Raw genomic sequence first — 25,115 nt, 5'->3', positions numbered from 1 at the left:
CTGTCTTTTATATTTATACGGAGTCGATCCTTTTTGAGGCACTTTTTTTACGGTTTTATAACAGATAAACGTTCACGAAGTATAGCCAATGCCTTCATAATGTGTTTCTTTACCGCACTCGAAGTGATATCGAGAATTTCTGCTACTTCCCTATACTTTTTATTATTAAAATAACACTGTTCCAAAACAAAACGCGTACGAGGCGGTAATTCCGATATAATCTGTTTCACATTGTTCATCCGTTCTTCGTATTCCTCCGGAGTCATTCCTTCTTCATCTTCTACTGCCTCTTGCAAATATTCCGCATACTGCCGGGCAGCCTGGTCATGTCTCAAATAATCAATGCATTTATTCCGTACGCACGAATACAGGAAACTACCCACAGTAGCATTTCCCAAACGCTCTACATTTTCCCATGCCTGACCGAACACATCCGATACAATATCACGACAGATCTCTGAGTCTTCCACAAAACCATAGGCATAATAAAGGAGTTGAGGATAATATTTATCATATATCCTGTCAAATTCGTCCATCGTAATCTTCGAACTATCTTTATGCGTCTTCATCTGCGAATGATTTGGCGGTTTATTTTTCTACCTCACTTCAGTGAGAATGCGAGTAAAACCGCCAAATATATAAAAAGAACAAATAAAAAGCAAAAAAAGGGGAGATAATACTCAGGATTTATGCAACGCTTCAAGCAATAACGTTATATTGGCGGTAAACAACCTTACAGAAATAGCCAATAAGATGATACCAAAGAACTTACGAATAATATAGATACCTCCTTTTCCCAGGAAACGCTCTACACGACCAGTCATACTCACTACAAAGTAAACCCAAATCATGTTCAATACTAAAGCTATAATGATATTGACACTGGCATATTCCGCCCGAAGAGAAAGCAATGTTGTGAAAGCTCCAGCACCTGCCAACAAAGGAAAGACAAGTGGCACCAAAGTAGCTTCTTTGATAGGACCTTGGTTCTTGAATATCTCAATATCCAGAATCATCTCCAAGGACATGAGGAAGATAACAAACGCACCGGCAACTGCAAACGATTCAATATCTACATGGAAGAGCTTCAGCATCATATCTCCCGCATAGAAAAATCCGATCAGCAAAATAAAAGAGATGACGGTAGCTTTCATTGCATTCACATCTTTCCCTTTTTCTTTCAGGTTAATTATAATAGGTATAGAGCCGATAATGTCTATCACCGCAAAAAGTACGATAAACGCACTAACCATCTGTTGCCAATTGAAGCCTGCAAACATAATTTCCTCCTTTTTTTCTGCAAATATACTCTATTTTTATACATTCAAACAATAAAAAAAACAAAAAGAAGGGTCAGATATTGGCAGCCGTGTTGTATTATAAGTAAATTTGTACGATTAACAAGAGATTACAACTTATGGAAACAATGTTCGACACTTTGCTCCAATTGCCTTTATTCCAAGGACTTTGTCATGAAGATTTCACATGTATTCTGGATAAAGTCAAACTACACTTTATCAAACACAAAGTGGGAGAAACTATCATTGAGAGTGGTAGTCCGTGTAAACAACTATGCTTCCTGTTAAAAGGCGAGATTTCTATCGTCACTAATTCCAAAGAGAATATTTACACCGTTATCGAACAGATGGAAGCACCTTACCTGCTGGAACCACAGTCGCTGTTTGGCATGAACACCAATTACACCTCTTCTTATGTAGCACATACGGAAGCACATACTGTCAGTATCAGCAAAGCATTTGTACTTAGCGATTTGTTCAAATATGAAATATTCCGCCTCAACTATATGAATATCGTGAGCAACCGGGCACAAAATCTTTACTCCCGTTTATGGAATGAACCCACGCCGGATCTGAAAGGCAAAATTATCCGCTTCTTCTTGTCACATTGCGAAAAGCCACAAGGGGAAAAGACTTTTAAAGTAAAGATGGACGATTTGGCACGCTGCCTGGATGATACGCGATTAAACATTTCTAAAACACTGAATGAATTACAGGATAGTGGTTTAATCGAGTTACACAGAAAAGAGATTCTGATTCCGGATGCTCAAAAACTACTTTAAAGGTTTGCCCTCACGTTGCTACCATTCATTCTATTTTCAGTAAATGATAAAGTGTCCCCTTAACGGACTTCCGGCAGGGAATATTCAGCTTCTGAAGCGCACGGCCAAACACAGCTACTTTATTGATAGCCAACTTGTCTCGTGTCTTCGTCTGCAAATAATTCAGAATCTGCATGGAACCAATCCTGCCAATGCACGGATACGGTCTTTCCCGTCCCAACAGCCGACATCATAAAGATATTCTTCTACAGGATTGTACAAAGGAACAAATTCTGAATTCAGGAAACGGTCTACATCACGATCCCAGGCATTGATACCTTCTTTCAAGGCACAGATAGAGACACTGTTGCGCACACGTTTGTCCACGGGCTTAAAGTAAAAGTGGATGGAATCACGCTGGCGGTATTCCAGATCATCCAATACGGTGTTATAGCGGAATTCGTAACGACGGTTCATAAATTCTTCCAGCAGAAAAGCCGTCTGCTGCTCCCTTCCGATGCTGTTTTTCTTGCCAAAACCCTTACATTCCTGATAAAGATTATGAATCGTCGAGCGTATGATTTGCTCATCTTCTTCCCGATAGTAATGAATGAGCGTCTGCCGCACTGCTTCTTCTTCGGGGATGCCCGCTTTGAAACAATGCTCGGCAAGGTGTACAAGCAAAGGTTGCAAATCATCTCCACGCTTCCAGTCTTCCATTTCCTGAAATGCCCTGTTCAACGCTGCTTCATAAATTTTTGTGAAAGTTTTCGCAGACTCATATCCCGGTTGCAGGCGCGACAAGAGATTCTTCTCGCCCTGCTTACGCTGCCGGAAAGTTTCCTCACCGGGCATCGTGAGCGGTTGTTCCAGACAGAAAGGAACCGCTTCGGGATTATAATAAGGAGATTCGTCCAATGTCATGCGGCATTTCTGCGTCAGCACTGGTGCTTGCAGATTAATATCGTAAGGAAGCATCGGCTGGTAGCACTTTACTGCCAGCCAGTAGGCATGGGCATGAAATAATTCCGCTTCCGCTTCTTTTTTGGGCAGTCCTCTGTCGTCCGGCAAGGCAAAACGCACCCATATCTTCACGCTACGGCCACTGGAACCACAGAATGCGGCAAAAGTCTGGGGCAAAAGCGCCGCCTGCCGTTTCACATATTCCATTTCGGACGGGCCTGCCAGCCGTTTCACTTCCAACTGTACCAGTCCGTTATAATGTTTCATTTTTCGTTCGCCTTCTTTAGTGCGGGTATATGCTACGGCAGAATAGATGTATGGCAGTTTGTCTATATGTTCGTACCGGCTGTACGTACCTTCCAGCATCGGTATCAGGTTTCGCAAAGCCGTAATGTGTCTCGATTTTGTCTCCGTTTTCATTTTGTTGAATAATGTACCTGCTTCGCAGATACTTAGAGCTTCTTTTCCACTCCCGCTGTCTTGTCTGATTAAAGTTATTTTCATCCTTTATTATCTGTTTATCTACCAATATTGCTTATCATTCAATTCCTGTAAAGATACGATATTATATTACGGCATACAAACTTTTCCTCTAATAAAAACAGGCTTTTTTCTAGCATTAACCTTATAACAAAATGCGACATCAATCACACGTAGATGTTTCATTCCGTTCTTACCAAGATTTTCCTATATCATTGTATCTGAATGGCTTGCTGTTTCCCAAGCAGGAAACTGCCACTTCGCCTATATGATTGGATTGACTTGACCGCATGAAATGTTTCAATGAACCTGATCTTTCAGGAAGCATTCAATCACATATCGGTCAATAATGCGTGAGTTATCAGCTATTAACACCTGATTTCTCAGTTATTAATGGCTGAAATGACAATCGTTAATAGTTGACACTTCAGATATTAACACTCTGTAAATCAAACAACAACACCCAAAAAACGATGTGTAATACTCTGTAACAGAGTGAGGGCAAGCGGTTGCTCTCATACTTGCTCTCATACTTGCTACCACACCCGAAACATCGATGAATAAAGGGATACAGGCGAATAGTGAGAGCATGAGGGCAAAACTGCTATCAAATTGCATGTGGAGTTTTAAGGAGAATGCAGTTCATCCTATATCATGAATTATAATTTTAATAGCATCTAACAAAGGAGGCAGATTATGCCTGATTACCTCAAACACAACATCGAATAGTCTCTTCTATTTTCCGCAGAATCCGATTTTTTTTATAACTACTACCAAAATAGCATTTTATCTATCAGGTTGAGCCGATTCTCTCACTTTTTCCACAAAAAAAATCCCAAAGCGGTTTGCAGCCTTGGGATTTATATATCAACAGGAACAATTATTCCCACTCTATGGTTGCAGGCGGCTTGGAACTTATATCATAGGTTACACGGTTTACACCTTTCACCTTATTAATAATATCATTCGACACCTTACCCATAAATTCATAAGGCAAATGCGCCCAGTCAGCTGTCATAGCATCCGTAGATGTCACAGCACGCAAAGCAACGGCTCTTTCGTATGTACGCTCATCTCCCATTACACCGACAGACTGTACCGGCAACAAGATAACTCCTGCCTGCCATACTTTATCATACAATCCCCAGTCACGCAATCCTTGAATGAAAATATCATCAGCATCTTGCAGGATGCGCACTTTCTCCGGAGTAATATCACCCAGAATACGCACGGCCAACCCGGGTCCCGGGAACGGATGACGAGTAATCAGATGTTCGGGCATGCCCAACTCACGACCTACCCGACGCACCTCATCCTTAAACAACAAACGAAGTGGTTCACATAACTTCAGGTTCATCTTTTCAGGAAGACCGCCTACATTATGATGGCTCTTTATCACTGTGCCCGTAATAGACAATGACTCGATGCAATCCGGATAAATGGTACCCTGTGCCAGCCATTTCACATCTTTGATCTTATGAGCTTCTACATCGAACACATCAATAAAGCCCTTACCTATAATCTTACGCTTACGTTCCGGTTCGGTTACGCCAGCCAATTCAGTGAAGAACTTCTCACTGGCATCTACGCCGATTACGTTCAAGCCGAGACATTCATAATCAGCCATCACATTCTTGAACTCATTCTTGCGTAGCATACCGTGATCTACAAAGATACAAGTCAAGTTTTTGCCAATAGCTTTGTTCAACAACACCGCAGCAACGGAAGAATCAACTCCACCGCTTAAACCAAGAACGACTTTATCACCACCCAACTGGGCTTTCAGTTCGGCAACTGTGCTCTCAATAAAAGAAGCCGGCGACCAGTCTTGCTTGCAACCGCAAACATCTACCACAAAGTTCTTCAAGATTTGAGTTCCGTCTTCACTATGGAACACTTCCGGATGGAACTGTACACCCCATACTTGCTCGCCTTCTATCTGATAGGCGGCAATCTCGACCTTATCCGTCGAAGCTATTTTCTTGAAATTATCCGGGATAGCAGTAATCGTATCGCCGTGGCTCATCCATACCTGCGAACAGTCGCGCACACCTTTAAACAGCACATTGTCTTTGCAAAAAGACGCCAAGTGTGCACGTCCGTATTCACGTGTGCCGGCCGGTTCCACTTTTCCGCCATTGGTGTATGACATAAACTGTGCACCATAACAAATACCCAATATCGGATATTTACCACGAATTTCACTCAAATCTACTTTGAAAGCATCTTTATCGTAAACCGAAAAAGGACTTCCGGAGAGAATGACTCCTTTAATAGTCGGGTCTTCTTTAGGAAATTTGTTATAAGGAACAATTTCACAATACGTATCCAATTCACGTACACGACGGCCTATAAGCTGTGTTGTCTGCGAACCGAAATCAAGAATTATTATTTTTTCCTGCATATCAATTGGTTGGATTTTGAATAAATGATGTGCAAAAGTAGGAAAAAGTCAGCAAAGAGATAGAAGAATAGGCATAAAAATCTACTATTAAATCTTTTTTTGGCTGATAAGTAGGTTAGACCGTCACACATGAAGTTGAAAGATTCTACACCACTTTCTTATGCAGTCGGCATAAATGGTTTACCAATATCCGGATTAATCTGAAAAAACGGATTGGAGTAAAATACTCTCTCATATAATATGAAAGAGAGTATCTTATTCATTTCTGTACCGATATATAAACCTGCTTTTAGAGATACGCTTGTCCAAATCCTATAAGACATATTTCTTAAATGAAAAAAGCCGTGGCGGTTACCCTACAAAAACAATCAAATATTTCATTAATTCAAAATTAAACATTAATTTTGCCGCGTTTCCTACGCCGAAAACCTTGCTCGACAAGGTGGATAGGGAGGGAAACGGACATATTAAAGAAAAGACGTTTATTTGGCGTTTTGTTCAGGCAACTCAAAACTTCGCGGTTTTATATAAATTCTGTCTAAACAAAGCAACGATAGATGTCCGTGGGATATGTTATTTTCTTCTTACCACTTTTCTCTCTTCGCGTGAAGAAAGAGAAGTGTGCTAGGAGTATACATATCGGCGTGGGCTTCTGCGTTGCTCGTTCAACAGAATTGGGCAATGCGAAGGCCTTGAGTTGCGGGACGAGTGACAGGTACAGATTCCCGCGCTTTCTTTATATGCCCACACTTAATCATTTACTAAAATGTCAACTCAGGGGAATCGATTGACTGATTGAATACTATGGGATTTTTAATCAGTGGAAAGAAAGAAGTTTCCAAAATGTCTGACAAAGAGAAGATTAGCCTCCTCAAATCTTTACAAACAAATTTAGAAGAAGAAGGATGCTGGACAGCAGAATGGTTGTCCGAACAGAACATCACACTCCCCAAATGCGGTGAAGAAGAGGAAGAAGAAAGACAGCTGGCCGAAACGCACAAGAAGTTGACCGACACCATCGCCGAACTGGAGAAACAGGAAAAGGAAAAGGAGGCTTTGGACAGAGAATATCAGGAACTGTCTGCCAAACTAAAAGAGATCCGGCAAAACATTGCCGAAGGAGAAAAAGAGCTGCAAGAAGAGAAAAAGACAGTCACTCCTTCCACTACCACACCTCTTGATTTGAACGAACTGAAAAATGAGTTGCAAAGCAACCTTACACAAATTCTGGAAACCTTATCAGGCAAGATCGAACACGAGAACCACGAACTGACGCGCATACTGGATAAGGTAGAAGACAAACTGATGCGCAAGGAAGCCGACTTACAAGGATTCCAAGAAGACTCATATTTGAAGGCTACCGCTCCTTTCTTAAAACAATTCATCCACTTGGGCGATATGATGCGCAAAGTAGTAGAAGAGAATCCGACAGATACGGAAACTTCAGCCCCCTATCTCTTAAAGCAGTTTGAACAATTGATAGATAGTATAGACTTCATCTTAAGAGACTTCTCCGTAGAGGTGTTCCGACACGATGAAGAGGATACACGCTTCGACCCGCACACCCAGCAATCATTCGATTACCTTACCGATGACATCACGCTCGACAAAAAGATCCGTCGGACAATAAACCCCGGTTATATTTGGACGTTACCCTACATTTTAAGAGCCAAAGCCAATGGAGAAGCACATCCGTTGAAAGAATACCGCATGATATTCCGCCGCGAGCAAGTGGAATGCTACAAATACATGGATAAAAAACAATAAAAAATACAACAACATGGAAGAATTTTACGGAATAGACTTGGGAACCACCAACTCTTGTATTGCAATCATCGATGAAGAAGACTCGGTAACGGTAGTCACCAACGAAGAAGGACAACTGACCACTCCTTCTGTAGTGGCTTATGACGAAGACGGCTCTCCATACGTGGGAACAGCCGCCAAATCCAATATGGCAAACGATCCGGAACGCACGGTTTCCTTCATCAAACGAGAGATGTCTAACGATAATTACAAACGGAGAATAGGAAACATCGATATCAATCCTATAGACGTTTCCGCCGAAATCCTTAAAAAGCTAGTGAGAGACGCCAATCAAAAACGGCAAGACGAAGAAGGAAAAGACCCGATACATAAAGTAGTAATCACCGTACCGGCCTACTTCGGAAACGCGGAACGGACACGTACCATGGAAGCCGGCAAACGTGCCGGATTGGAAGTCATCTCCTTAATCAACGAACCTACAGCGGCAGCCTTGTCCTTCGGTATCAAGAACAGGCAGAACCGCACAATCCTGGTATATGATTTGGGCGGTGGTACGTTTGACGTCAGCATCATGAAAATACAAAATGGAGTGATGGACACTTTAGCCACCAACGGAAATCACCAATTGGGCGGTGTGGACTGGGACGAGCAAATAGTCGACTATGTCCTGCAAAAAGAAAACTTCAACACTACATGCAAAGAGTTGAAAGAACACGATATGGCCAACTACGGCTCCTTGATCATAGGCGCAGAAGAGGCTAAGAAAATCCTGTCCACTCCCAGCCGGGAAAAAACAACCCTTCGCTACAACTACAAGGGAATACACAACACAGAAATCACCCGAAGCGAATTTGAGGAACTCACCATCGAACTGATGAAGATGACCGACCAGCTTATCGATACCACCATGGAAATGGCGGGCAATCCTAAACTGGACGATGTGTTACTTGTAGGCGGTTCCTCACGCATGCCCATGGTAAAGGCATTTATTGAAAAGAAATTCGGAATCACTCCCCGTATATTTGAGCCCGACCTCGCCGTGGCCAAAGGAGCAGCTTTGTATGCGGCACAAGAAGAAAAAGGATACACCGAAGTCGGCATACAATTGGGCAACGACAAAGGCTCGGCCTCTTATGGTGTGGCAGCCTATGTCAACGGAAAAGAAATGGTATGCAACTTGATTCTGATGAGCGACAATCTGTGTGTAGAGAAAACCTTCGATGAATTTTCTACTTTGAACGATGGACAAACATCCGTAAGAGTAGCTCTCTACGAGAACCGTGTCAATAAAAGTCTTTGCGAAGTACCCATGTCCATACTACTACAAGATGGCGATGTGACATGGGGATATCCCGTTCCTAAAGGAACACCTTTAAAGTATGTCGTGAACAGAGGAAAAGATGGCATCATCAAGGTACATTGTGAAATAGAAGGCAAAACAGCTGATTTTGTTATCAACACCAAAGGTGTATCACTAAACCGATAAATAAGAAATGGTTACTCCTGTATTTGAAAACAAAGTAAAAGAATGGGAACGCAAAAGATTGGAGGTGCGCAAAGGCATCTCCGATCCCCATTACAATGAACAAGAAAGCTATTTCACCGAATTGGAACAAATGGCTTTCAGCAGTCCGGTCAAAAAGAAAGAGATGAACGAGCGTATCGTGCAACTACGTGAGTTTGCCTTAGGAATAGCCGGAATCAAGCCGGATCTGTCCGCCGCACTTAACTCTTTTCTGACATTGAGCGAAACGCTATTCGGAAATCCCGATTTCAAATCGGTAGCCATCAAAGAGAAGCTGGCGGCAGACCTGTTGTCATCGCCAGAAAAAGAAAAACCGCGTCCTCAACCCAAAGACAACGGAAAAACCATCGTAGAAATGGACACCATAGCATGGGACAATGCCACGTCCAAACTGTGGACCGGCAACATCTGGGCCTACGATTCTGTGGCAAACGACTTCCTCATAGTGTTATTCAATATGATAAACGCAGAAAAAAGTGTTCCTTCTGCTGAAATTAAAAGACTGATTACCTTTGCCAATCAAATCAGTGGTAAAGAGGCGCAACTAGCTGCCGATGTACAGAAATTCGCAGCATTGTCCGACAAATACTTCAGCAATGGAAAGATGGATCTTTTCCAAAGGACACTTGCCAACAAAGGAATCCTTGATAAATGGATAGAAACTTACAATTCATTTATCAAGAAAATAAAAGAAGAAGGAGAAAACAAAAGAAGAGAAGAAGACAGGAGAAAAGAGGAAGAAGAAAGAAACAAAAGAGAAAAGGAAGAACCTAGAACCAAAGGAAAAGAACGAAAGAAAGAGAAAAACTCGCACGGTTGCTTATGGTTCCTATTCCTCATCGGAATATTTTGGGCCGGTTATCAATTCTGGTATAAAGACTACAAACGGGACAAAAACGCCCCGCGGAGCTATGTATACGCTACCAATCTTTTTTTACGTTCTTCCGCCATAGCAGATGTAGAATACAACCGGATAACCACCATCCCATACGGTTCGGAACTGATTACCTATTCCAATGAAAACGGATGGGCTCATGTCAAGGCAGACGGGAAAAAAGGTTATGTCGCTTCTGACTATTTGTTGAACTCAGAAGAATTTCATTTACTGAATGGTGTCTGGGGAAATGAAGATGCCAAAGATGCCGTATCCACAGCCAAATGCAGACTGGCTATATTAAATTATTTAAAGAACAATGGTATAAAGACAGGAAGTACAGCTTGGCAACTATACGCTAAGCCCAAAGAAATAAAACCGAACAGTGTCTTGTATCCTCGTTTGAACGATGGTTATGACAACTTCACCGAATTTGCATTCATATTGAAGGACAATCAAACCGGAAACAGGAGACTCGCTTTGTATTCCTTTGAAGAGGATGAGACACCCGTGTTCCGCTATACGGAAGACGCACCAGTCAAAGGTGACATCAAGTCCATCACTTACAACAAATGGAATAATAAGTATAAAGTAACTTATTCGAATCAAGAATCCGGCACTCCGCCAAAGACAAAGAAAGAACCCGTGAAAGAGACACAACCTGTTTCTTCCAACAAGTTGACGGTGCTTTCCACTGTTTTCGCCAACATGGATGACAATGGAGACATCTCAAGTGAATATGGTCAGCAGCTTTATTCCGACATGCAATATTTAATCGGTAAAGTTTCTTACAGAAGACAATCAGCCACTCCGGAAACGGTTACATTAAAAGTTAAAATCATAAGCCCGAACGGTACGGTTGCCAAAGGCAAAGTATCACCGGCAGGGTATACCTTTGAACAAAAGATTACCTTATCGGAAAAAGAAGGCACTTTTGAAACGACCGGATGGGGAAGCAGCGGAGGAAAATCATATCTACCGGGAACATACCACTATGAAATCTGGATGGATGGAGCCAAACTATACACTAAATCCATAAACATCAAAGAAAAGAAAAAAGAAGAAGAAAACACAAATCTTTCTGACGACCACATATATGATGCTGCCGAACAGATGCCGGAATTCCCTCATGGTGGAATGGCAGGAGTAATGCAATATTTGAGTAGAAATATCAAATATCCGGCTATCGCACAGGAAAATGGAACTCAAGGGCGTGTGATCGTGCAATTTGTAGTTAACAAAGACGGTAGTATCACGGATGTAAAAGTAGTAAGAGGTGCCGATCCATACTTGGACAAAGAAGCCATACGTGTAGTTACAAATATGCCCAAATGGACACCCGGAAAAACAGGCGGGAAAGCTATACGTGTGAAATACACCCTGCCTATTACTTTCAAACTTACTTAGATGAGAAAAACAACGAAATTATTAGGGTGCTTCATATTAGGTGCCGTAGCAGCATGGTTTGCTTATAAGTGTTATTTCGATAACACATTGCAGAACATACAAAACGCCAATCTCCTGCTTATATCCAAGCAGGAGATGAAGCTAAGATTGATTGATTATAAAGGAAGGGAATTGTTTGCCGCCCATATCGCTTGTGGATTAAACTATGGAAACAAACAAAAACCGGGAGACATGAAAACACCCGAAGGAGTCTTTTCCATTTGCGACATTCAAAATTCACAGAAATGGACACACGACTTCCACGATGGAAAAGGAGAAATAAAAGGGGCATACGGTCCCTTCTTCATCCGCCTGGCTACTCCCGGACATAAAGGCATAGGCATTCACGGCACGCATGATTCTCTTTCCATTGGCACAAGAGCGACCGAAGGTTGCATCCGTTTAAAGAATGAAGATTTGGAAAGACTGGTGCCCATGCTGAACGTGCCGATGACCGTAGTAATAACCCCTTCCGCACAAGATGAAATAAACAACTAAAATCCAAAGCCTATGAAAACTTATGTATGGACAATCATTCTGTTGTGTTATTGCCTGTGGTGCACGGCACAAACAAAGTACGAAGTAACCGCCAACACTTTTCTGAATATCCGTAGCTACGCAGACAAAGAGGCTCCGGTGTTAGGAACAATAGACAAAGGCGGGAAAATAGATGTGTATGAAATAAATGACGGATGGGCTAAAATCGGATATGACAACGGTTATGCGTATGTCAGCGCACAATACCTGAAGAGAGTGGAGGAAAACAGCACGGTCTCCAATCCTACAGACTCCAAATTCCATTTTCCCTTATTAAACCTGGCGACAGGCAATGCGGAATGGATGGTTTATTTAATTGCCGCTCTTTCTGTGGCACTATTCTTCATCAGAAAAAGCAGAGGAGAAACGCCATTGGAAGATGGTTTACATACCGTTAATTGGCTACTGTTTTTGACAACCGCTATATCAGAGCTTGTCTATTTGATATTGATGGGAGGAAATGCCATTTGGTTTTGCATTCCGGACACTGTAGGTTGGCTATGGACGATTATCAATTTTCTGTTGTTCGGCTTTGTGGTATTCAACCAGTTCGTATGTTTCTTCAACACACTGGAAGATGTAGAATACAACAGTTACGGTTCTTTTGACAAACGATGGGGAATCTACTCTTGGGTAGGCGGTATTATTGCCGGTATTGTAACCGGAATATTTTTCCCGGTTGCTGTTACATTTGTAACCATTGCATTCATTGTATGCCAAATTATTCAAATAGTATTAATATTCAAAGGAGTGGTCCCTAAAGGAGGGTGGACAAGGGCTTTTCTTTGCGTGGCCGTCTATTTGTTGGGCTCTTTATCCACGATATTGATTCTGGCACACTTTGTCGTACTACTCATTATTGTACTGATAGGATACTTCATACTTTATATCATCGGAGAAAGCAGCAAGCGTTCATCTAAGGAATGTTGTGCGAACTGTAACCATTATAGCAACGGTTATTGCCATTATCACAATATCCAAATCAGCGACAGTGACGCATGCAATAAAAAGTGCAGCAATTATAGTTGACCCACCCTTTTTCACGCATAAGTCCCTACTTGGTATGCACCAATTTTTGCCTTGCAACCATGTTTCAGACCCGACAACTCCAAGCTTCTTATATTTTAGAATCCGAGTCATCGGGTCTGGATCCATTACTTTTTCTCTTTCAGCAAGTCGCGGATCTCCGTCAACAGCACTTCCTCCTTGGTAGGTGCCGGAGGAGCAGGCGGCGTAGCTGCAACTTCCTCTTTTTTCTTTGTTGTCAACTTCGTTATCAAACGTATAAATAAAAATATAGAAAAAGCAATAATCAGAAAGTCGAACGTAGCCTGTAGAAACTGACCGTAATCCAAAGAAACCGCCGGAGCTATCTCCTTACCGTCGGCTCCCACTTCCGCCGCTTTCATTACCCACTTCAAATCTGTAAAGTTCACACCACCAACCAGTAAACCAATCGGAGGCATAATAACATTAGCCACCAATGATGATACGATTTTGCCAAATGCACCACCAATAACTACACCGACAGCCATATCGATGACGTTGCCTTTCATCGCAAACGCCTTAAAGTCCTGTAAAAATGTACTCTTTCCCATCTTTTTTCAATATTTAATGTGAATTTAATGCGCGAATATAAAAACATTTTTGTAATTTTGCCCCGCATTTGAAAATAAAACAAATGCGGAGGTAGAGAGATATTTGAACAAATATTATAAAACCCTTAAAAGTTTAAACAAAATGATTAAAGTAGGTATTAATGGATTCGGACGTATCGGACGTTTCGTTTTCCGCGCTGCAATGAAAAGAAACGATATTCAAATCGTAGGTATCAATGACCTTTGCCCGGTTGATTACTTGGCTTATATGCTGAAATATGACACAATGCACGGTCAGTTCGACGGTACTATCGAAGCAGATGTTGAAAACAGCAAATTGATCGTTAACGGTCAAGCTATCCGTATCACAGCTGAAAGAAATCCGGCTGACTTGAAATGGAATGAAGTAGAAGCTGAATACGTTGTTGAATCTACAGGTTTATTCTTGAGCAAAGACAAAGCTCAGGCTCACATCGAAGCTGGTGCAAAATATGTTGTAATGTCAGCTCCTTCTAAAGATGATACCCCGATGTTCGTTTGCGGTGTAAACGAAAAAACATACGTAAAAGGTACTCAATTTGTATCTAACGCTTCTTGTACTACTAACTGTTTGGCTCCTATCGCTAAAGTATTGAACGACAAGTTCGGTATCCTTGACGGTTTGATGACTACAGTTCACTCTACAACTGCTACTCAGAAAACAGTTGACGGTCCTTCTATGAAAGACTGGAGAGGTGGTCGTGCTGCTTCTGGCAACATCATCCCTTCTTCTACTGGTGCTGCTAAAGCTGTAGGTAAAGTAATTCCTGCATTGAACGGCAAATTGACAGGTATGTCTATGCGTGTTCCGACTTTGGACGTATCTGTAGTTGACTTGACAGTTAACTTGGCTAAACCGGCTACTTATGCTGAAATCTGCGCTGCAATGAAAGAAGCTTCTGAAGGCGAATTGAAAGGTATCCTGGGTTACACTGAAGATGCAGTAGTTTCTTCTGACTTCTTAGGTGACACTCGTACTTCTATCTTCGACGCTAAAGCAGGTATCGCTTTGACTGATACTTTCGTTAAAGTTGTATCTTGGTATGACAACGAAATCGGTTACTCTAACAAAGTTCTTGACTTGATCGCTCACATGGCATCAGTAAACGCTTAATTAGAAGCCTGAACCATATAGAAGACCGCTGCGGGAAACCATAGCGGTCTTTTTTTATACATTTCATTTTATATATTGTTAAAAAGCAACGTGTTATCCGTTGAATAAGCTACAATTTTAGTAGCTTTGTACTTCTATGGAGAGATTATTAATAACATTGATACTAGTTTGCACTATGAACAATATAACAAATGCCCAGAATCCTTTCTACGGGCAATATCATACGCCGCACGGAACCGTGCCGTTCGACCGGATTAAAACTGAGCATTATGAGCCTGCTATCCTCGAAGGAATCAAGCTGCAAAATGCAGAAATAGAGGCTATCATACAGAATCCGGAAAAGCCCGATTTTACCAATACAATAGAAGCTTTCGAAGAATCAGGGGAATTACTGGATAAGGTAGTTGCTGTCTTTGGTAATATGTTGAGCGCAGAAACGAATGATGATTTGCAAGAACTCGCTCAAAAGATTATGCCGTTGCTTAGTGAACACAGCAACAATATCACACTGAATGAAAAATTATTCGCACGTGTGAAAGAAGTGTATAATCAAAAAGAGACTTTGCAACTGACACAGGAACAAAAACAGTTACTGGAAAATGCATACAACAGTTTTGTTCGTCATGGTGCCAATCTGAAAGGGGAAGCGCGGGAAGAATACCGACGCCTGACTACCGAATTGAGTAAACTGACACTCACTTTCAGTGAAAACAACCTGAAAGAAACAAATGCCTATCAGATGCTGTTGACAAAAAAGGAAAGTCTCGCCGGATTACCCGAAATTATCATAGAAGCTGCTGCTGAAACAGCCAAAAGCGAAGGAAAAAAAGGATGGGTGTTCACGCTTCATGCTCCAAGCTATGTTCCTTTCATGACGTATTCCGACAATCGTGATTTACGCCAGAAGTTGTATATGGCTTATAATACCAAATGCACACATGATAACGAATTCAACAATATCGATATCGTAAAAAAGATAGCTAATACACGCATGAAAATAGCCCAGCTATTGGGATACAAAGATTATGCAGAATATACGCTAAAGAAAAGAATGGCCGAAAACAGCGAGTCTGTATACAAGCTGCTCAACCAACTGCTGGAAGCATACACTCCTACCGCACAACAGGAATACAAAGAAATCCAAGAACTGGCCCGCGAAGAACAGGGTAATGATTTTGTTGTAATGCCTTGGGACTGGAGTTATTACTCAAACAAATTGAAAGACAAAAAATTCAATATCAATGAAGAAATGCTTCGCCCTTACTTCGAATTGGAACAAGTGAAGAAAGGAGTGTTTGGGCTTGCAGAAAAGTTATATGGAATTACCTTCCGGAAAAATACAGAGATCCCAGTTTATCACAAAGAAGTGGAAGCCTTTGAAGTGTTTGATAAAAACGGAAAATTCTTAGCCGTCTTATATACTGACTTCCACCCGCGTTTAGGTAAGCGCTCCGGAGCTTGGATGACGAGTTACAAAGATCAATGGATAGATAAAAAGACTGGCGAAAACAGTCGTCCGCATGTATCCGTTGTGATGAACTTTACCAAGCCAACCGAGAATAAGCCTGCTTTATTAACATTCAATGAGGTAGAAACATTCTTGCATGAGTTTGGACATAGCCTGCATGGTATGTTTGCCAATTCCACTTACAGAAGTTTAAGCGGAACCAATGTATATTGGGATTTTGTGGAGCTTCCTTCGCAAATTATGGAAAACTTCGCCATAGAGAAAGATTTCCTCAATACATTTGCCCGTCATTATCAGACAGGAGAAGTTTTACCGGATGAATTAATAAAACGTCTTGTAGACGCTTCTAATTTCAATATTGCTTATGCGTGTCTGCGACAACTGAGTTTCGGCTTACTTGATATGGCGTGGTATACTCGCAACACTCCTTTTGAAGGAGACGTGAAAGCTTATGAACAGGAAGCCTGGAAAGATGCACAAATATTGCCGGTTGTACCAGAAGCATGCATGAGTACACAGTTCTCCCATATCTTTGCCGGTGGATATGCTGCAGGATATTACAGTTATAAATGGGCGGAAGTACTGGATGCCGATGCATTCTCATTGTTCAAGCAAAAAGGAATATTCAATCAGGAAGTTGCAGACTCGTTCCGCGATAATATTCTGTCGAAAGGAGGAACGGAACATCCAATGGTACTTTATAAACGTTTCCGCGGACAGGAACCAAGTATTGATGCTTTATTAATCAGAAATGGAATAAAGAAATAAGTATTAAGTATAAGGTATTAAGTATTAAACATAACCGCATGAAGAAGAATATCTATAAAATAGTAGGATTATTACTATTGCTTCCTTTATTTTCAGGGTGTAATGATTCGGACGATGTAGCCGCTATCTTTACAGGAAAAACGTGGAAACTAAATTATATCACTGTGGATGGAGGTCATGAGATGTTTCCCTTCTGGGAAAATGAGGAACAAGAAAAAGCAAGTATCAAAGAACTTAATAAAAACGGTACATACAACATCGTATTTGATGGCACAGTAGATGGAGATGTTATGAACGGAAATATAAAAGGAAGTATTATTGCAACCGGTACTTTTGAAGGAAAATGGAGTGCCAATGCCAAAAACAACAGCTTTAAAGCTACTGTTACCACTGCTGGTAATTATGGTAACGACCAACTCGCCAGAAATTTTATAGAGGGACTTAATACAGCCACATCTTACGAAGGAGATAGTAACAACTTATACCTTTTATACAAACCGACATCCGGTAAACAAACTTTCCGTATGGTTTTCCGGGTAGTAAGTAATAAATAATAAACAAACATGAGCACTGAAAAGAAACAATTAGAACTAGACAAACGTTATATTCGTATGGCCAGTATATGGGCTGAAAATTCCTATTGCCAACGCCGTAAAGTAGGAGCTTTAATTGTTAAAGATAAAATGATTATCTCCGACGGATATAATGGAACGCCTTCCGGTTTTGAGAATGTATGCGAAGATGAAAACAATCTGACAAAACCATACGTTCTGCATGCGGAAGCAAATGCCATTACTAAAATTGCACGTTCAAACAACAGTAGCGACGGTGCTACCATGTATGTCACCGCCTCTCCTTGCATCGAATGTGCGAAGTTAATCATACAGGCAGGAATCAAACGGGTAGTTTACTCCGAACATTATCGCCTGGAAGATGGAATTGAGTTATTAAAACGGGCAGGAATTGAAGTTATCTACACAGAATTAGATAACCATTCCTCTCCGAATAAATAAGAAGACGAACGTTTTAAAAAAGGAATAGACATGAGTACAAAAAACTCTTCACGTTTTACACCTGTCATCATAGCAGTCAGCGTGGTAGTCGGGATTCTTATCGGGACATTTTATGCCAAGCATTTTGCCGGCAACCGTTTGGGTATTATCAACGGTTCCTCCAATAAGCTAAACGCATTATTACGCATTATAGACGATCAATACGTCGACACTGTAAACATGACCGATTTAGTGGAAAAAGCCATGCCGCAGATTCTGGCCGAATTAGATCCACATTCAACGTATATCCCAGCCCAAAATCTCGAAGAAGTCAACTCGGAACTGGAAGGTAGCTTTAGCGGAATCGGTATCCAGTTTACCATACAGAATGACACCATTCATGTGAATGCAGTTGTTCAGGGTGGTCCTTCTGAAAAGATAGGATTGATGGCGGGCGACCGTATTGTTACTGTAGACGACAGTTTGTTTGTCGGTAAGAAAGTAACCAACGAACGGGCTATGCGCACTCTGAAAGGTCCGAAAGGTTCACAAGTGAAATTAGGTATCAAACGAACGGGAGAAAAAGACTTACTGCATTTCAACATAACCCGCGGAGACATTCCTCAAAATACCGTTGATGCAGCTTATATGTTAAACGATGACATTGGTTACGTGAAAGTCAGCAAATTCGGACGTACCAGCCATGTAGAATTGTTGAATGCACTGGCACAACTCAACCATAAAAAATGCAAAGGTCTGATCATTGACCTCCGAGGTAACACTGGAGGATATATGGAAGCTGCCATCCGCATGGTGAATGAGTTCCTGCCCGAAGGCAAATTAATTGTATACACTCAAGGCCGTAAATATCCACGTGCAGAAGAATTCGCCAACGGTACAGGCAGCTGTCAGAAAATGCCACTCGTTGTATTGATTGACGAAGGTTCTGCTTCTGCCAGTGAAATCTTCACCGGAGCTATTCAGGATAACGACCGGGGTACAGTTGTAGGACGCCGTTCCTTTGGTAAAGGACTTGTGCAACAACCGATCGACTTCAGTGACGGTTCAGCTATCCGCTTGACAATCGCCCGCTACTACACTCCATCCGGACGCTGCATCCAACGTCCATACGAAAGCGGTAAAGATCGCAACTACGAACTGGATTTATATACCCGTTATGAACATGGGGAATTCTTCTCACGCGACAGTATCAAGCAGAATGAAAGCGAACGTTATAACACCAGCCTGGGACGTACTGTTTACGGCGGTGGTGGTATCATGCCGGATATATTCGTACCGCAAGATACAACGGGAGTCACCTCTTATCTTTCTACTGTTATCAACCGGGGATTGACTATTCAATTCACATTCCGGTACACCGACAACAACCGGAAGAAACTTAGCCAATATGAAACAGAGGAAGAATTGCTGAATTATCTTCGTCATCAAGGATTGGTAGAACAGTTTGTCCGTTTTGCCGACAGCAAAGGAGTGAAAAGAAGAAATATCCTCATTCAAAAGTCATACAAACTATTGGAGAAAAACCTCTTTGGTAACATCATCTACAATATGCTTGGACTGGAAGCTTATCTTCAATATTTTAACAAGACAGATGCTACTGTTATTAAAGGTATTGAGATACTTGAAAAAGGAGAAGCTTTCCCAAAAGCTCCGGTAGCCGTTGAGGAGGAAGAAGTGACGAAGGACAAAAAAGATGGAAAGAAAAAAAGAACTGCGCAAGCGTATAGCATTACTGAAGACCCAACATGCGGATTCGACTATGCGAAAGCTGCAATCAGCTAACATACTGACCGCCCTTGAAGCCCACCCGGCTTTCAGGGCGGCAAATACCGTACTATTATACCATTCGCTAAATGACGAAGTAGATACACATGAATTTATCCAAAAATGGAGCAATAAGAAGCGAATCTTGCTCCCCGTAGTGGTAGGCGATGATTTGGAGCTTCGGATATATACCGGACCTGAAAACATGTCAATCTGCAGTGTCTATGGCATAGAAGAACCAACTGGGGAAGCATTCACAGACTATGCAGCCATCGACTTCATTGTCGTTCCCGGAGTAGCTTTTGATGCTAAAGGTAACCGTTTGGGACGGGGAAAAGGTTATTATGACCGTCTCCTGCCACGCATACCATCAGCCTATAAAGCTGGAATTTGTTTCCCATTTCAATTAGTGGAAGAAGTCCCTGCGGAATCATTCGACGTCCGCATGGATATAATTATAACCATTAATGAAGACGAATTATCACACCCATCCCGCCCACTGCCAACATGCGACAGGAAGTGACGAAGAAACACTTCGCAAGCTGGGTATAAAGATTATAGACAGAATCCCTTTCCTCAACGAAAAATGATGTTTGTAATAACCATAGCACCGACTTTCTGATTGAGAGTGCGCACCAATACTTCACGCCCCATCATCAACTCCTGCCGAAGAGCAGCAGAAGTAAGATGCACATACAATGTCTGATTACGAATATAAAGATTGTTGGTATAAGCTGCCGCCGGTCCTAAGATTTGAGGCCAGGCATCCAACAGCCTTTGTTCGTTCAGCGGAGACTCCAAACTCTCCTGACGAAGAAACTGTTGAATCAGTTTTCCTATTTGTTCGGCATCATTGCGCTTCATTGTCAGCCTCCATTTCTTGAATTGTACCCTCGTCTACACGAAATATCTTATAATCACTACCTACCTTATATAAAATACGGTCGAGATGTTCCCGGTTCGTATCCGTTATAAATATCTGCCCGAAATTGTCTCCGGCCACCAGCTTCACTATTTGCTCTACACGGGAAGCATCCAATTTATCAAAAATATCATCTAATAATAATAAAGGAACAGTTCTGCCCGTACGTTTCAAGAAATCGAACTGTGCCAGTTTCAATGCCACCAGATATGTTTTATTCTGTCCCTGCGAACCTTCTTTCTTTATCGGAAATTCACCCAACAACATGTTTAACTCATCTTTATGAATCCCCCGCAAAGAGAATCCCATTATCTTATCCCGCTCCCTGCTCTGCTTCAACACTTCCAGCAAAGAAGTATCCCGTGCATGAGACTCATAAGATAATCCCACAGCCTCTTTATCCTGAGAAATAAAAGAATAGAAAGATTGGAAAATAGGAATAAACTCCCGGATAAACGCTTCACGTTTCCGAAATACGATTTCACCGGCTTGAGACATCATTTCCTCCCATACAAGAAACAACTCCTCCTCCACCGGGAACTCACTCTTCAGCAATGTATTACGCTGCACCAATGCTTTATTATACCGTATCAATGCTTCAAGATATTCTTTATCATACTGCGAAATCACTACATCCATAAATCGGCGACGTTCATCACTCCCTCCAGCTATCAATTCAGAATCGGCAGGTGAAACCATCACCAAAGGCAGGAAGCCGATGTGGTCCGAGAAACGACTATATTCTTTCTTATTCCGTTTAAACTGTTTCTTCGAACGACGTTTCATCCCGCAATAAATCTCTTCAGGAGTTCCGTCCTCCGCTTCATAGAAACCCTGGATGACAAAGAAGTCTTGTTCATGACGAATATTCTGAGAATCAATCGGATTGCCGGAACTTTTACAGAAGGACAAGAAATACACTGCATCCAGCAAATTCGTCTTCCCCATCCCATTCAGTCCGAAAAAACAATTCAGTTTGGCAGAGAATCCCAGCTCCACCTCTTCCAGATTTTTATAATTTAATATGGATATTCGTTTCAGTATCATTGTGCACACGTTAATTTGTTCACAAAAGTAGCAAGATTTTCGTGGTTTTCGGGTGTAAAACAAAAAAAGATGCTTCTAAATTTCATTTGTAGATATAAAAAAACTACTTTTGCGAGTCGAAATATCAAACTGTGAATAATAACAAAAAGAATCATATAAAATGGCAGAACAAAAGAATCAGAACGAACATCTGAACGTAGAAGATGCACTGACACAATCAGAAGCATTTCTTATCAAGTACAAAAACGCAATTATTGGCGGTGTTGTTGCTGTGATTATTATTGTAGCAGGTTTTATCATGTACAAAAACCTCTATGCTGAACCGCGTGAAGAAAAAGCACAAGCAGCTCTTTTCAAAGGACAGGAATACTTTGAGCAGGATGCTTTTGAACAGGCTTTGAACGGTGACAGCATCGGTTACACAGGATTCCTGAAAGTTGCTGATGAGTACAGCGGAACAAAAGCAGCTAATTTGGCAAAAGCTTATGCTGGTATTTGCTACGCACAACTTGGCAAATATGAAGAAGCTGTGAAGATGCTGGATAGCTTCAATGGAAAAGACCAAATGGTTGCTCCGGCAATCCTGGGTGCTGCAGGTAACTGCTATGCACAACTTGGTCAACTGGACAAAGCTGCTTCTACTTTACTATCGGCAGCAGACAAAGCTGACAACAACACATTAAGCCCGATTTTCCTGATACAAGCCGGAGAAATCCTGGTAAAACAAGGAAAATATGACGATGCAATAAACGCTTACACTAAGATCAAGGATAAATACTTCCAGTCTTATCAAGCTATGGACATCGACAAATATATCGAACAGGCTAAATTGATGAAAAAATAATACTTTATTATATAAGGAGATCGAGGCACGGATTACACCGGATTAAGCGGATTATCTATTCAAACCGTGAAATCCGTGAAATCCGTGCCTTTCTTCTTAAATTTCCCCATACCCCAAAAAACTTCATTTTATAATTCTCAACTTTTAATTTACTATGGCAACAGCTTACCATAACTTATCCGAATATGATTTCAATTCCGTTCCGAATGCAGAAGCAATGAAATTTGGCATTGTCGTATCTGAATGGAACTTCAATATTACCGGTGCTTTACTGAAAGGCGCAGTAGATACATTAAAAAAACATGGAGCAAAAGACGAAAATATTCTGGTAAAAACTGTACCGGGAAGTTTCGAATTAACTTTTGGCGCCAATCAAATGATGGAAAATTGCGATATTGATGCAATTATTGCAATTGGTTGCGTAATTAAAGGAGATACTCCACATTTTGATTATGTTTGTATGGGAGCAACACAAGGAATTACCGAATTAAACGCAACTGGCGATATACCAGTCATTTACGGGTTAATTACCACAAATACAATGGAGCAAGCAGAGGATCGTGCCGGTGGCAAACTGGGTAACAAAGGAGACGAATGTGCAATTTCTGCAATAAAAATGATCGATTTTGTTTGGAGTTTAAATAAATAGTTGTATCTTTGCACCGCAATTGAGAAACAAACCTCCTCAAAAGCAAAAAAGGGCAAATACCAGAGTGGCCAAATGGGGCAGACTGTAAATCTGCTGTCTTTCGACTTCGGTGGTTCGAATCCATCTTTGCCCACAAAAATCTGCGGAAGTAGCTCAGTTGATAGAGCATTAGCCTTCCAAGCTGAGGGTCGCGGGTTTGAGCCCCGTCTTCCGCTCTCCAAAGAGAATCTAAGAAATTAGATTCTCTTTTTTTGTTTTACTTAGCCCACCAAGCATGCGGCACATTGGGATTACGGTAGCTCATGATGAAAATATCAGTTATAAATATAAATAATTGACTAATTATTTGCTATTTTTGACACGTAAATGAAAAACAGCAAATAACCCCTATTAAAAACTTAAAAGATGATGAAAAAACTACTCACAGTCACTGCCATCGGCCTGACTTTGTTAACCTGGCATACCAGTTGTACCCAACAACCAAAAGCTCCGGAAGCCTTTACTCCTATCAAAGTAGAAACTCCTGTCCGCCCTGCTAGACAAGAAGATGTAATCCAACTCGTTACTCCTAAAATTGATACCGTACGTGTCGGTTTCATCGGCTTAGGAATGCGTGGTCCCGGCGCCGTAGCACGCTGGACTCATATTCCGGGAACTAAGATTGTAGCGTTATGCGACCTGCTTCCCGAACGTGTTGAAAAATCACAAGAAATTTTGAAGAATGCCGGACTCCCTGCAGCTGCTTCTTACAGCGGAGAGGAAGATGCATGGAAAAAACTTTGCGAACGAGATGATATTGATCTTGTATACATAGCTACAGACTGGAAACATCATGCTGCAATGGGTGTCTATGCCATGGAACACGGCAAGCATGTAGCCATCGAAGTTCCTGCCGCTATGACATTGGATGAAATCTGGCAGTTAATCAACACTTCTGAAAAAACTCGAAAACATTGTATGCAGCTCGAAAACTGTGTATATGATTTCTTTGAACTAACTTCTTTAAATATGGCACAACAGGGTGTATTCGGAGAAGTGCTTCATGTAGAAGGTTCATATATCCACAATCTGGAAGACTTCTGGCCTGAATACTGGAACAACTGGCGAATGGATTATAACCACCTGCATCGCGGTGACGTATATGCGACTCACGGTATGGGTCCCGCTTGTCAGGTACTTAACATCCACCGTGGCGACCGTATGAAGACATTGGTATCTATGGATACGAAAGCTGTCAACGGACCGGCTTACATTAAGAAACAAACAGGAAAAGAAGTGACCGACTTCCAAAACGGTGACCAGACTTCGACCTTGATTCGCACGGAAAATGGCAAAACGATGCTGATCCAGCACAATGTAATGACACCCCGTCCATACAGCCGCATGTATCAAATAGTGGGAGCCGATGGTTATGCAAGTAAATATCCGATTGAAGAATATTGCCTGAGACCTTCACAAGTTGATTCTAAAAATGTACCCAATCATGAAAATCTGAATGCACATGGTTCCGTACCTGAAAATGTAAAGAAAGCCTTAATGGATAAATATAAAGATCCGATTCACATAGAGTTGGAAGAAACTGCCAAGAAAGTAGGCGGCCACGGTGGTATGGACTTTATTATGGACTACCGTCTGGCATACTGCTTGCAGAATGGATTACCATTAGACATGGACGTTTATGACTTGGCAGAATGGTGTTGCATGGCCGAACTTACCAGACTTTCTATCGAAAACAATTCTGCTCCGGTAGAAGTCCCCGATTTCACTCGCGGTGGATGGAATAAAGTGCAAGGTTATCGTCACGCTTTTGTGAAATAAAACTGAATATATCCTT

Annotated in this window: 21 protein-coding genes, 2 tRNA genes and 3 pseudogenes; 18 read left to right on the top strand and 8 right to left on the bottom strand. The window is 41.6% G+C overall.

Annotated features, from left to right (window positions below):
• Positions 1 to 47: 47 nt before the first annotated feature.
• Both A4V03_RS02805 and A4V03_RS02800 read right to left on the bottom strand, forming a co-directional pair.
• Entirely contained in the window at positions 48 to 569 is a 522-nt protein-coding gene (locus A4V03_RS02805; protein WP_084081101.1) for an RNA polymerase sigma-70 factor, read from the bottom strand.
• A 111-nt stretch (positions 570 to 680) separates the two neighbouring features.
• Positions 681 to 1,280: a MarC family protein gene (locus tag A4V03_RS02800; RefSeq protein ID WP_065537872.1), complete on the bottom strand. Its 600-nt coding sequence runs from the start codon at positions 1,278 to 1,280 to the stop codon at positions 681 to 683.
• Positions 1,281 to 1,417: 137 nt separating this feature from the next.
• On the opposite strand from A4V03_RS02800, the gene A4V03_RS02795 reads away from it, so the two are divergent.
• Positions 1,418 to 2,080, top strand: a complete 663-nt coding sequence (locus A4V03_RS02795) for a Crp/Fnr family transcriptional regulator (protein WP_065537871.1) — start codon at positions 1,418 to 1,420, stop codon at positions 2,078 to 2,080.
• A 25-nt stretch (positions 2,081 to 2,105) separates the two neighbouring features.
• On the opposite strand, the gene A4V03_RS21240 is transcribed toward A4V03_RS02795, so the two are convergent.
• From A4V03_RS21240 to guaA, 3 genes and pseudogenes are all read right to left on the bottom strand, one after another.
• Positions 2,106 to 2,249, bottom strand: coding sequence for a DUF3874 domain-containing protein (locus A4V03_RS21240; protein ID WP_236838455.1), 144 nt, complete (start codon positions 2,247 to 2,249; stop codon positions 2,106 to 2,108).
• Positions 2,250 to 2,251: 2 nt separating this feature from the next.
• Positions 2,252 to 3,526: pseudogene (locus A4V03_RS02790) on the bottom strand (BT4734/BF3469 family protein); the annotation flags it as partial.
• Positions 3,527 to 4,382: 856 nt separating this feature from the next.
• Positions 4,383 to 5,906, bottom strand: a complete 1,524-nt coding sequence (gene guaA, locus A4V03_RS02785; protein ID WP_065537870.1) for a glutamine-hydrolyzing GMP synthase — start codon at positions 5,904 to 5,906, stop codon at positions 4,383 to 4,385.
• Between the two features lie 804 nt (positions 5,907 to 6,710).
• Between guaA and grpE the strand changes: the two genes are divergently transcribed.
• The 6 genes and pseudogenes from grpE to A4V03_RS02755 all read left to right on the top strand — a co-directional run bounded on the left by grpE (position 6,711) and on the right by A4V03_RS02755 (position 13,084).
• On the top strand, positions 6,711 to 7,673 hold the full coding sequence (gene grpE / locus A4V03_RS02775; RefSeq protein ID WP_024987570.1) for a nucleotide exchange factor GrpE: 963 nt from the start codon (positions 6,711 to 6,713) through the stop codon (positions 7,671 to 7,673).
• Positions 7,674 to 7,686: 13 nt separating this feature from the next.
• On the top strand, positions 7,687 to 9,159 hold the full coding sequence (locus A4V03_RS02770) for an Hsp70 family protein (RefSeq protein ID WP_024987571.1): 1,473 nt from the start codon (positions 7,687 to 7,689) through the stop codon (positions 9,157 to 9,159).
• A gap of 7 nt (positions 9,160 to 9,166) precedes the next feature.
• Positions 9,167 to 10,267 (top strand): annotated as a pseudogene (locus tag A4V03_RS21515) (SH3 domain-containing protein); the annotation flags it as partial.
• A gap of 906 nt (positions 10,268 to 11,173) precedes the next feature.
• Positions 11,174 to 11,479 (top strand): annotated as a pseudogene (locus A4V03_RS21230) (energy transducer TonB); the annotation flags it as partial.
• The gene (locus tag A4V03_RS02760) at positions 11,480 to 12,016 is read left to right on the top strand and encodes a L,D-transpeptidase (protein WP_024987574.1); all 537 of its coding nucleotides are present in this window, start codon (positions 11,480 to 11,482) and stop codon (positions 12,014 to 12,016) included.
• A 12-nt stretch (positions 12,017 to 12,028) separates the two neighbouring features.
• Positions 12,029 to 13,084: an SH3 domain-containing protein gene (locus tag A4V03_RS02755; protein ID WP_065537866.1), complete on the top strand. Its 1,056-nt coding sequence runs from the start codon at positions 12,029 to 12,031 to the stop codon at positions 13,082 to 13,084.
• 125 nt (positions 13,085 to 13,209) lie between these two features.
• Here the strand turns inward: A4V03_RS02755 and mscL are convergent, their stop codons facing one another.
• Positions 13,210 to 13,653: a large-conductance mechanosensitive channel protein MscL gene (gene mscL, locus A4V03_RS02750; RefSeq protein WP_065537865.1), complete on the bottom strand. Its 444-nt coding sequence runs from the start codon at positions 13,651 to 13,653 to the stop codon at positions 13,210 to 13,212.
• Between the two features lie 142 nt (positions 13,654 to 13,795).
• On the opposite strand from mscL, the gene gap reads away from it, so the two are divergent.
• The 6 genes from gap (at position 13,796) to A4V03_RS02720 (ending at position 20,342) form a co-directional block, all read left to right on the top strand.
• On the top strand, positions 13,796 to 14,806 hold the full coding sequence (gap, locus tag A4V03_RS02745; RefSeq protein ID WP_007765077.1) for a type I glyceraldehyde-3-phosphate dehydrogenase: 1,011 nt from the start codon (positions 13,796 to 13,798) through the stop codon (positions 14,804 to 14,806).
• Positions 14,807 to 14,981: 175 nt separating this feature from the next.
• Entirely contained in the window at positions 14,982 to 17,042 is a 2,061-nt protein-coding gene (locus A4V03_RS02740) for a M3 family metallopeptidase (RefSeq protein ID WP_065537864.1), read from the top strand.
• 38 nt (positions 17,043 to 17,080) lie between these two features.
• Positions 17,081 to 17,596: a DUF4847 family protein gene (locus tag A4V03_RS02735; RefSeq protein ID WP_065537863.1), complete on the top strand. Its 516-nt coding sequence runs from the start codon at positions 17,081 to 17,083 to the stop codon at positions 17,594 to 17,596.
• Between the two features lie 9 nt (positions 17,597 to 17,605).
• The gene (locus A4V03_RS02730) at positions 17,606 to 18,055 is read left to right on the top strand and encodes a dCMP deaminase family protein (protein WP_065537862.1); all 450 of its coding nucleotides are present in this window, start codon (positions 17,606 to 17,608) and stop codon (positions 18,053 to 18,055) included.
• Between the two features lie 30 nt (positions 18,056 to 18,085).
• The gene (locus tag A4V03_RS02725; RefSeq protein ID WP_065537861.1) at positions 18,086 to 19,837 is read left to right on the top strand and encodes a S41 family peptidase; all 1,752 of its coding nucleotides are present in this window, start codon (positions 18,086 to 18,088) and stop codon (positions 19,835 to 19,837) included.
• Complete coding sequence (locus A4V03_RS02720; protein WP_065537860.1) at positions 19,815 to 20,342, top strand: 5-formyltetrahydrofolate cyclo-ligase; 528 nt, start codon at positions 19,815 to 19,817, stop codon at positions 20,340 to 20,342. The genes A4V03_RS02725 and A4V03_RS02720 overlap by 23 nt, the downstream gene beginning before the upstream one ends.
• Positions 20,343 to 20,395: 53 nt before the next feature.
• Here A4V03_RS02720 and A4V03_RS02715 read toward each other — a convergent pair whose 3' ends face one another.
• Positions 20,396 to 20,683, bottom strand: a complete 288-nt coding sequence (locus A4V03_RS02715; RefSeq protein ID WP_065537859.1) for a DUF721 domain-containing protein — start codon at positions 20,681 to 20,683, stop codon at positions 20,396 to 20,398.
• Positions 20,670 to 21,788, bottom strand: a complete 1,119-nt coding sequence (gene recF / locus A4V03_RS02710; RefSeq protein ID WP_065537858.1) for a DNA replication/repair protein RecF — start codon at positions 21,786 to 21,788, stop codon at positions 20,670 to 20,672. Before recF ends, A4V03_RS02715 begins: the two co-directional genes overlap by 14 nt.
• Positions 21,789 to 21,948: 160 nt before the next feature.
• On the opposite strand from recF, the gene A4V03_RS02705 reads away from it, so the two are divergent.
• The 5 genes from A4V03_RS02705 to A4V03_RS02685 all read left to right on the top strand — a co-directional run bounded on the left by A4V03_RS02705 (position 21,949) and on the right by A4V03_RS02685 (position 25,099).
• Positions 21,949 to 22,632: a tetratricopeptide repeat protein gene (locus A4V03_RS02705; RefSeq protein WP_065537857.1), complete on the top strand. Its 684-nt coding sequence runs from the start codon at positions 21,949 to 21,951 to the stop codon at positions 22,630 to 22,632.
• Positions 22,633 to 22,786: 154 nt separating this feature from the next.
• Positions 22,787 to 23,281: a 6,7-dimethyl-8-ribityllumazine synthase gene (gene ribH, locus A4V03_RS02700; protein ID WP_065537856.1), complete on the top strand. Its 495-nt coding sequence runs from the start codon at positions 22,787 to 22,789 to the stop codon at positions 23,279 to 23,281.
• 50 nt (positions 23,282 to 23,331) lie between these two features.
• A tRNA-Tyr gene (locus A4V03_RS02695) sits at positions 23,332 to 23,414 on the top strand.
• Positions 23,415 to 23,423: 9 nt separating this feature from the next.
• Positions 23,424 to 23,496 (top strand) — tRNA-Gly (locus A4V03_RS02690).
• Between the two features lie 193 nt (positions 23,497 to 23,689).
• Positions 23,690 to 25,099, top strand: a complete 1,410-nt coding sequence (locus tag A4V03_RS02685) for a Gfo/Idh/MocA family protein (protein WP_065540256.1) — start codon at positions 23,690 to 23,692, stop codon at positions 25,097 to 25,099.
• Positions 25,100 to 25,115 lie beyond the last annotated feature (16 nt).

Source organism: Bacteroides caecimuris (assembly GCF_001688725.2).
GTDB classification, from domain to species: Bacteria; Bacteroidota; Bacteroidia; order Bacteroidales; family Bacteroidaceae; genus Bacteroides; species Bacteroides caecimuris.
Note: the sequence above shows the minus strand (reverse complement) of the source record. Positions and strands in the feature narration are given on the sequence as shown.

Excerpts from the sequence above, each read along its gene's own strand:
- A4V03_RS02740 (WP_065537864.1), top strand. The coding sequence starts at position 14,982 with ATGAACAATATAACAAATGCCCAGAATCCTTTCTACGGGCAATATCAT.
- grpE (WP_024987570.1), top strand. The coding sequence starts at position 6,711 with ATGGGATTTTTAATCAGTGGAAAGAAAGAAGTTTCCAAAATGTCTGAC.
- A4V03_RS02735 (WP_065537863.1), top strand. The coding sequence starts at position 17,081 with ATGAAGAAGAATATCTATAAAATAGTAGGATTATTACTATTGCTTCCT.
- A4V03_RS02795 (WP_065537871.1), top strand. The coding sequence starts at position 1,418 with ATGGAAACAATGTTCGACACTTTGCTCCAATTGCCTTTATTCCAAGGA.
- A4V03_RS02715 (WP_065537859.1), bottom strand. The coding sequence starts at position 20,683 with ATGAAGCGCAATGATGCCGAACAAATAGGAAAACTGATTCAACAGTTT.
- A4V03_RS02755 (WP_065537866.1), top strand. The coding sequence starts at position 12,029 with ATGAAAACTTATGTATGGACAATCATTCTGTTGTGTTATTGCCTGTGG.
- A4V03_RS02725 (WP_065537861.1), top strand. The coding sequence starts at position 18,086 with ATGAGTACAAAAAACTCTTCACGTTTTACACCTGTCATCATAGCAGTC.
- ribH (WP_065537856.1), top strand. The coding sequence starts at position 22,787 with ATGGCAACAGCTTACCATAACTTATCCGAATATGATTTCAATTCCGTT.
- A4V03_RS02730 (WP_065537862.1), top strand. The coding sequence starts at position 17,606 with ATGAGCACTGAAAAGAAACAATTAGAACTAGACAAACGTTATATTCGT.
- A4V03_RS02720 (WP_065537860.1), top strand. The coding sequence starts at position 19,815 with ATGCGAAAGCTGCAATCAGCTAACATACTGACCGCCCTTGAAGCCCAC.
- guaA (WP_065537870.1), bottom strand. The coding sequence starts at position 5,906 with ATGCAGGAAAAAATAATAATTCTTGATTTCGGTTCGCAGACAACACAG.
- gap (WP_007765077.1), top strand. The coding sequence starts at position 13,796 with ATGATTAAAGTAGGTATTAATGGATTCGGACGTATCGGACGTTTCGTT.
- A4V03_RS02770 (WP_024987571.1), top strand. The coding sequence starts at position 7,687 with ATGGAAGAATTTTACGGAATAGACTTGGGAACCACCAACTCTTGTATT.
- A4V03_RS02685 (WP_065540256.1), top strand. The coding sequence starts at position 23,690 with ATGAAAAAACTACTCACAGTCACTGCCATCGGCCTGACTTTGTTAACC.
- A4V03_RS02760 (WP_024987574.1), top strand. The coding sequence starts at position 11,480 with ATGAGAAAAACAACGAAATTATTAGGGTGCTTCATATTAGGTGCCGTA.
- A4V03_RS02705 (WP_065537857.1), top strand. The coding sequence starts at position 21,949 with ATGGCAGAACAAAAGAATCAGAACGAACATCTGAACGTAGAAGATGCA.
- A4V03_RS02800 (WP_065537872.1), bottom strand. The coding sequence starts at position 1,280 with ATGTTTGCAGGCTTCAATTGGCAACAGATGGTTAGTGCGTTTATCGTA.
- A4V03_RS02805 (WP_084081101.1), bottom strand. The coding sequence starts at position 569 with ATGAAGACGCATAAAGATAGTTCGAAGATTACGATGGACGAATTTGAC.
- recF (WP_065537858.1), bottom strand. The coding sequence starts at position 21,788 with ATGATACTGAAACGAATATCCATATTAAATTATAAAAATCTGGAAGAG.
- mscL (WP_065537865.1), bottom strand. The coding sequence starts at position 13,653 with ATGGGAAAGAGTACATTTTTACAGGACTTTAAGGCGTTTGCGATGAAA.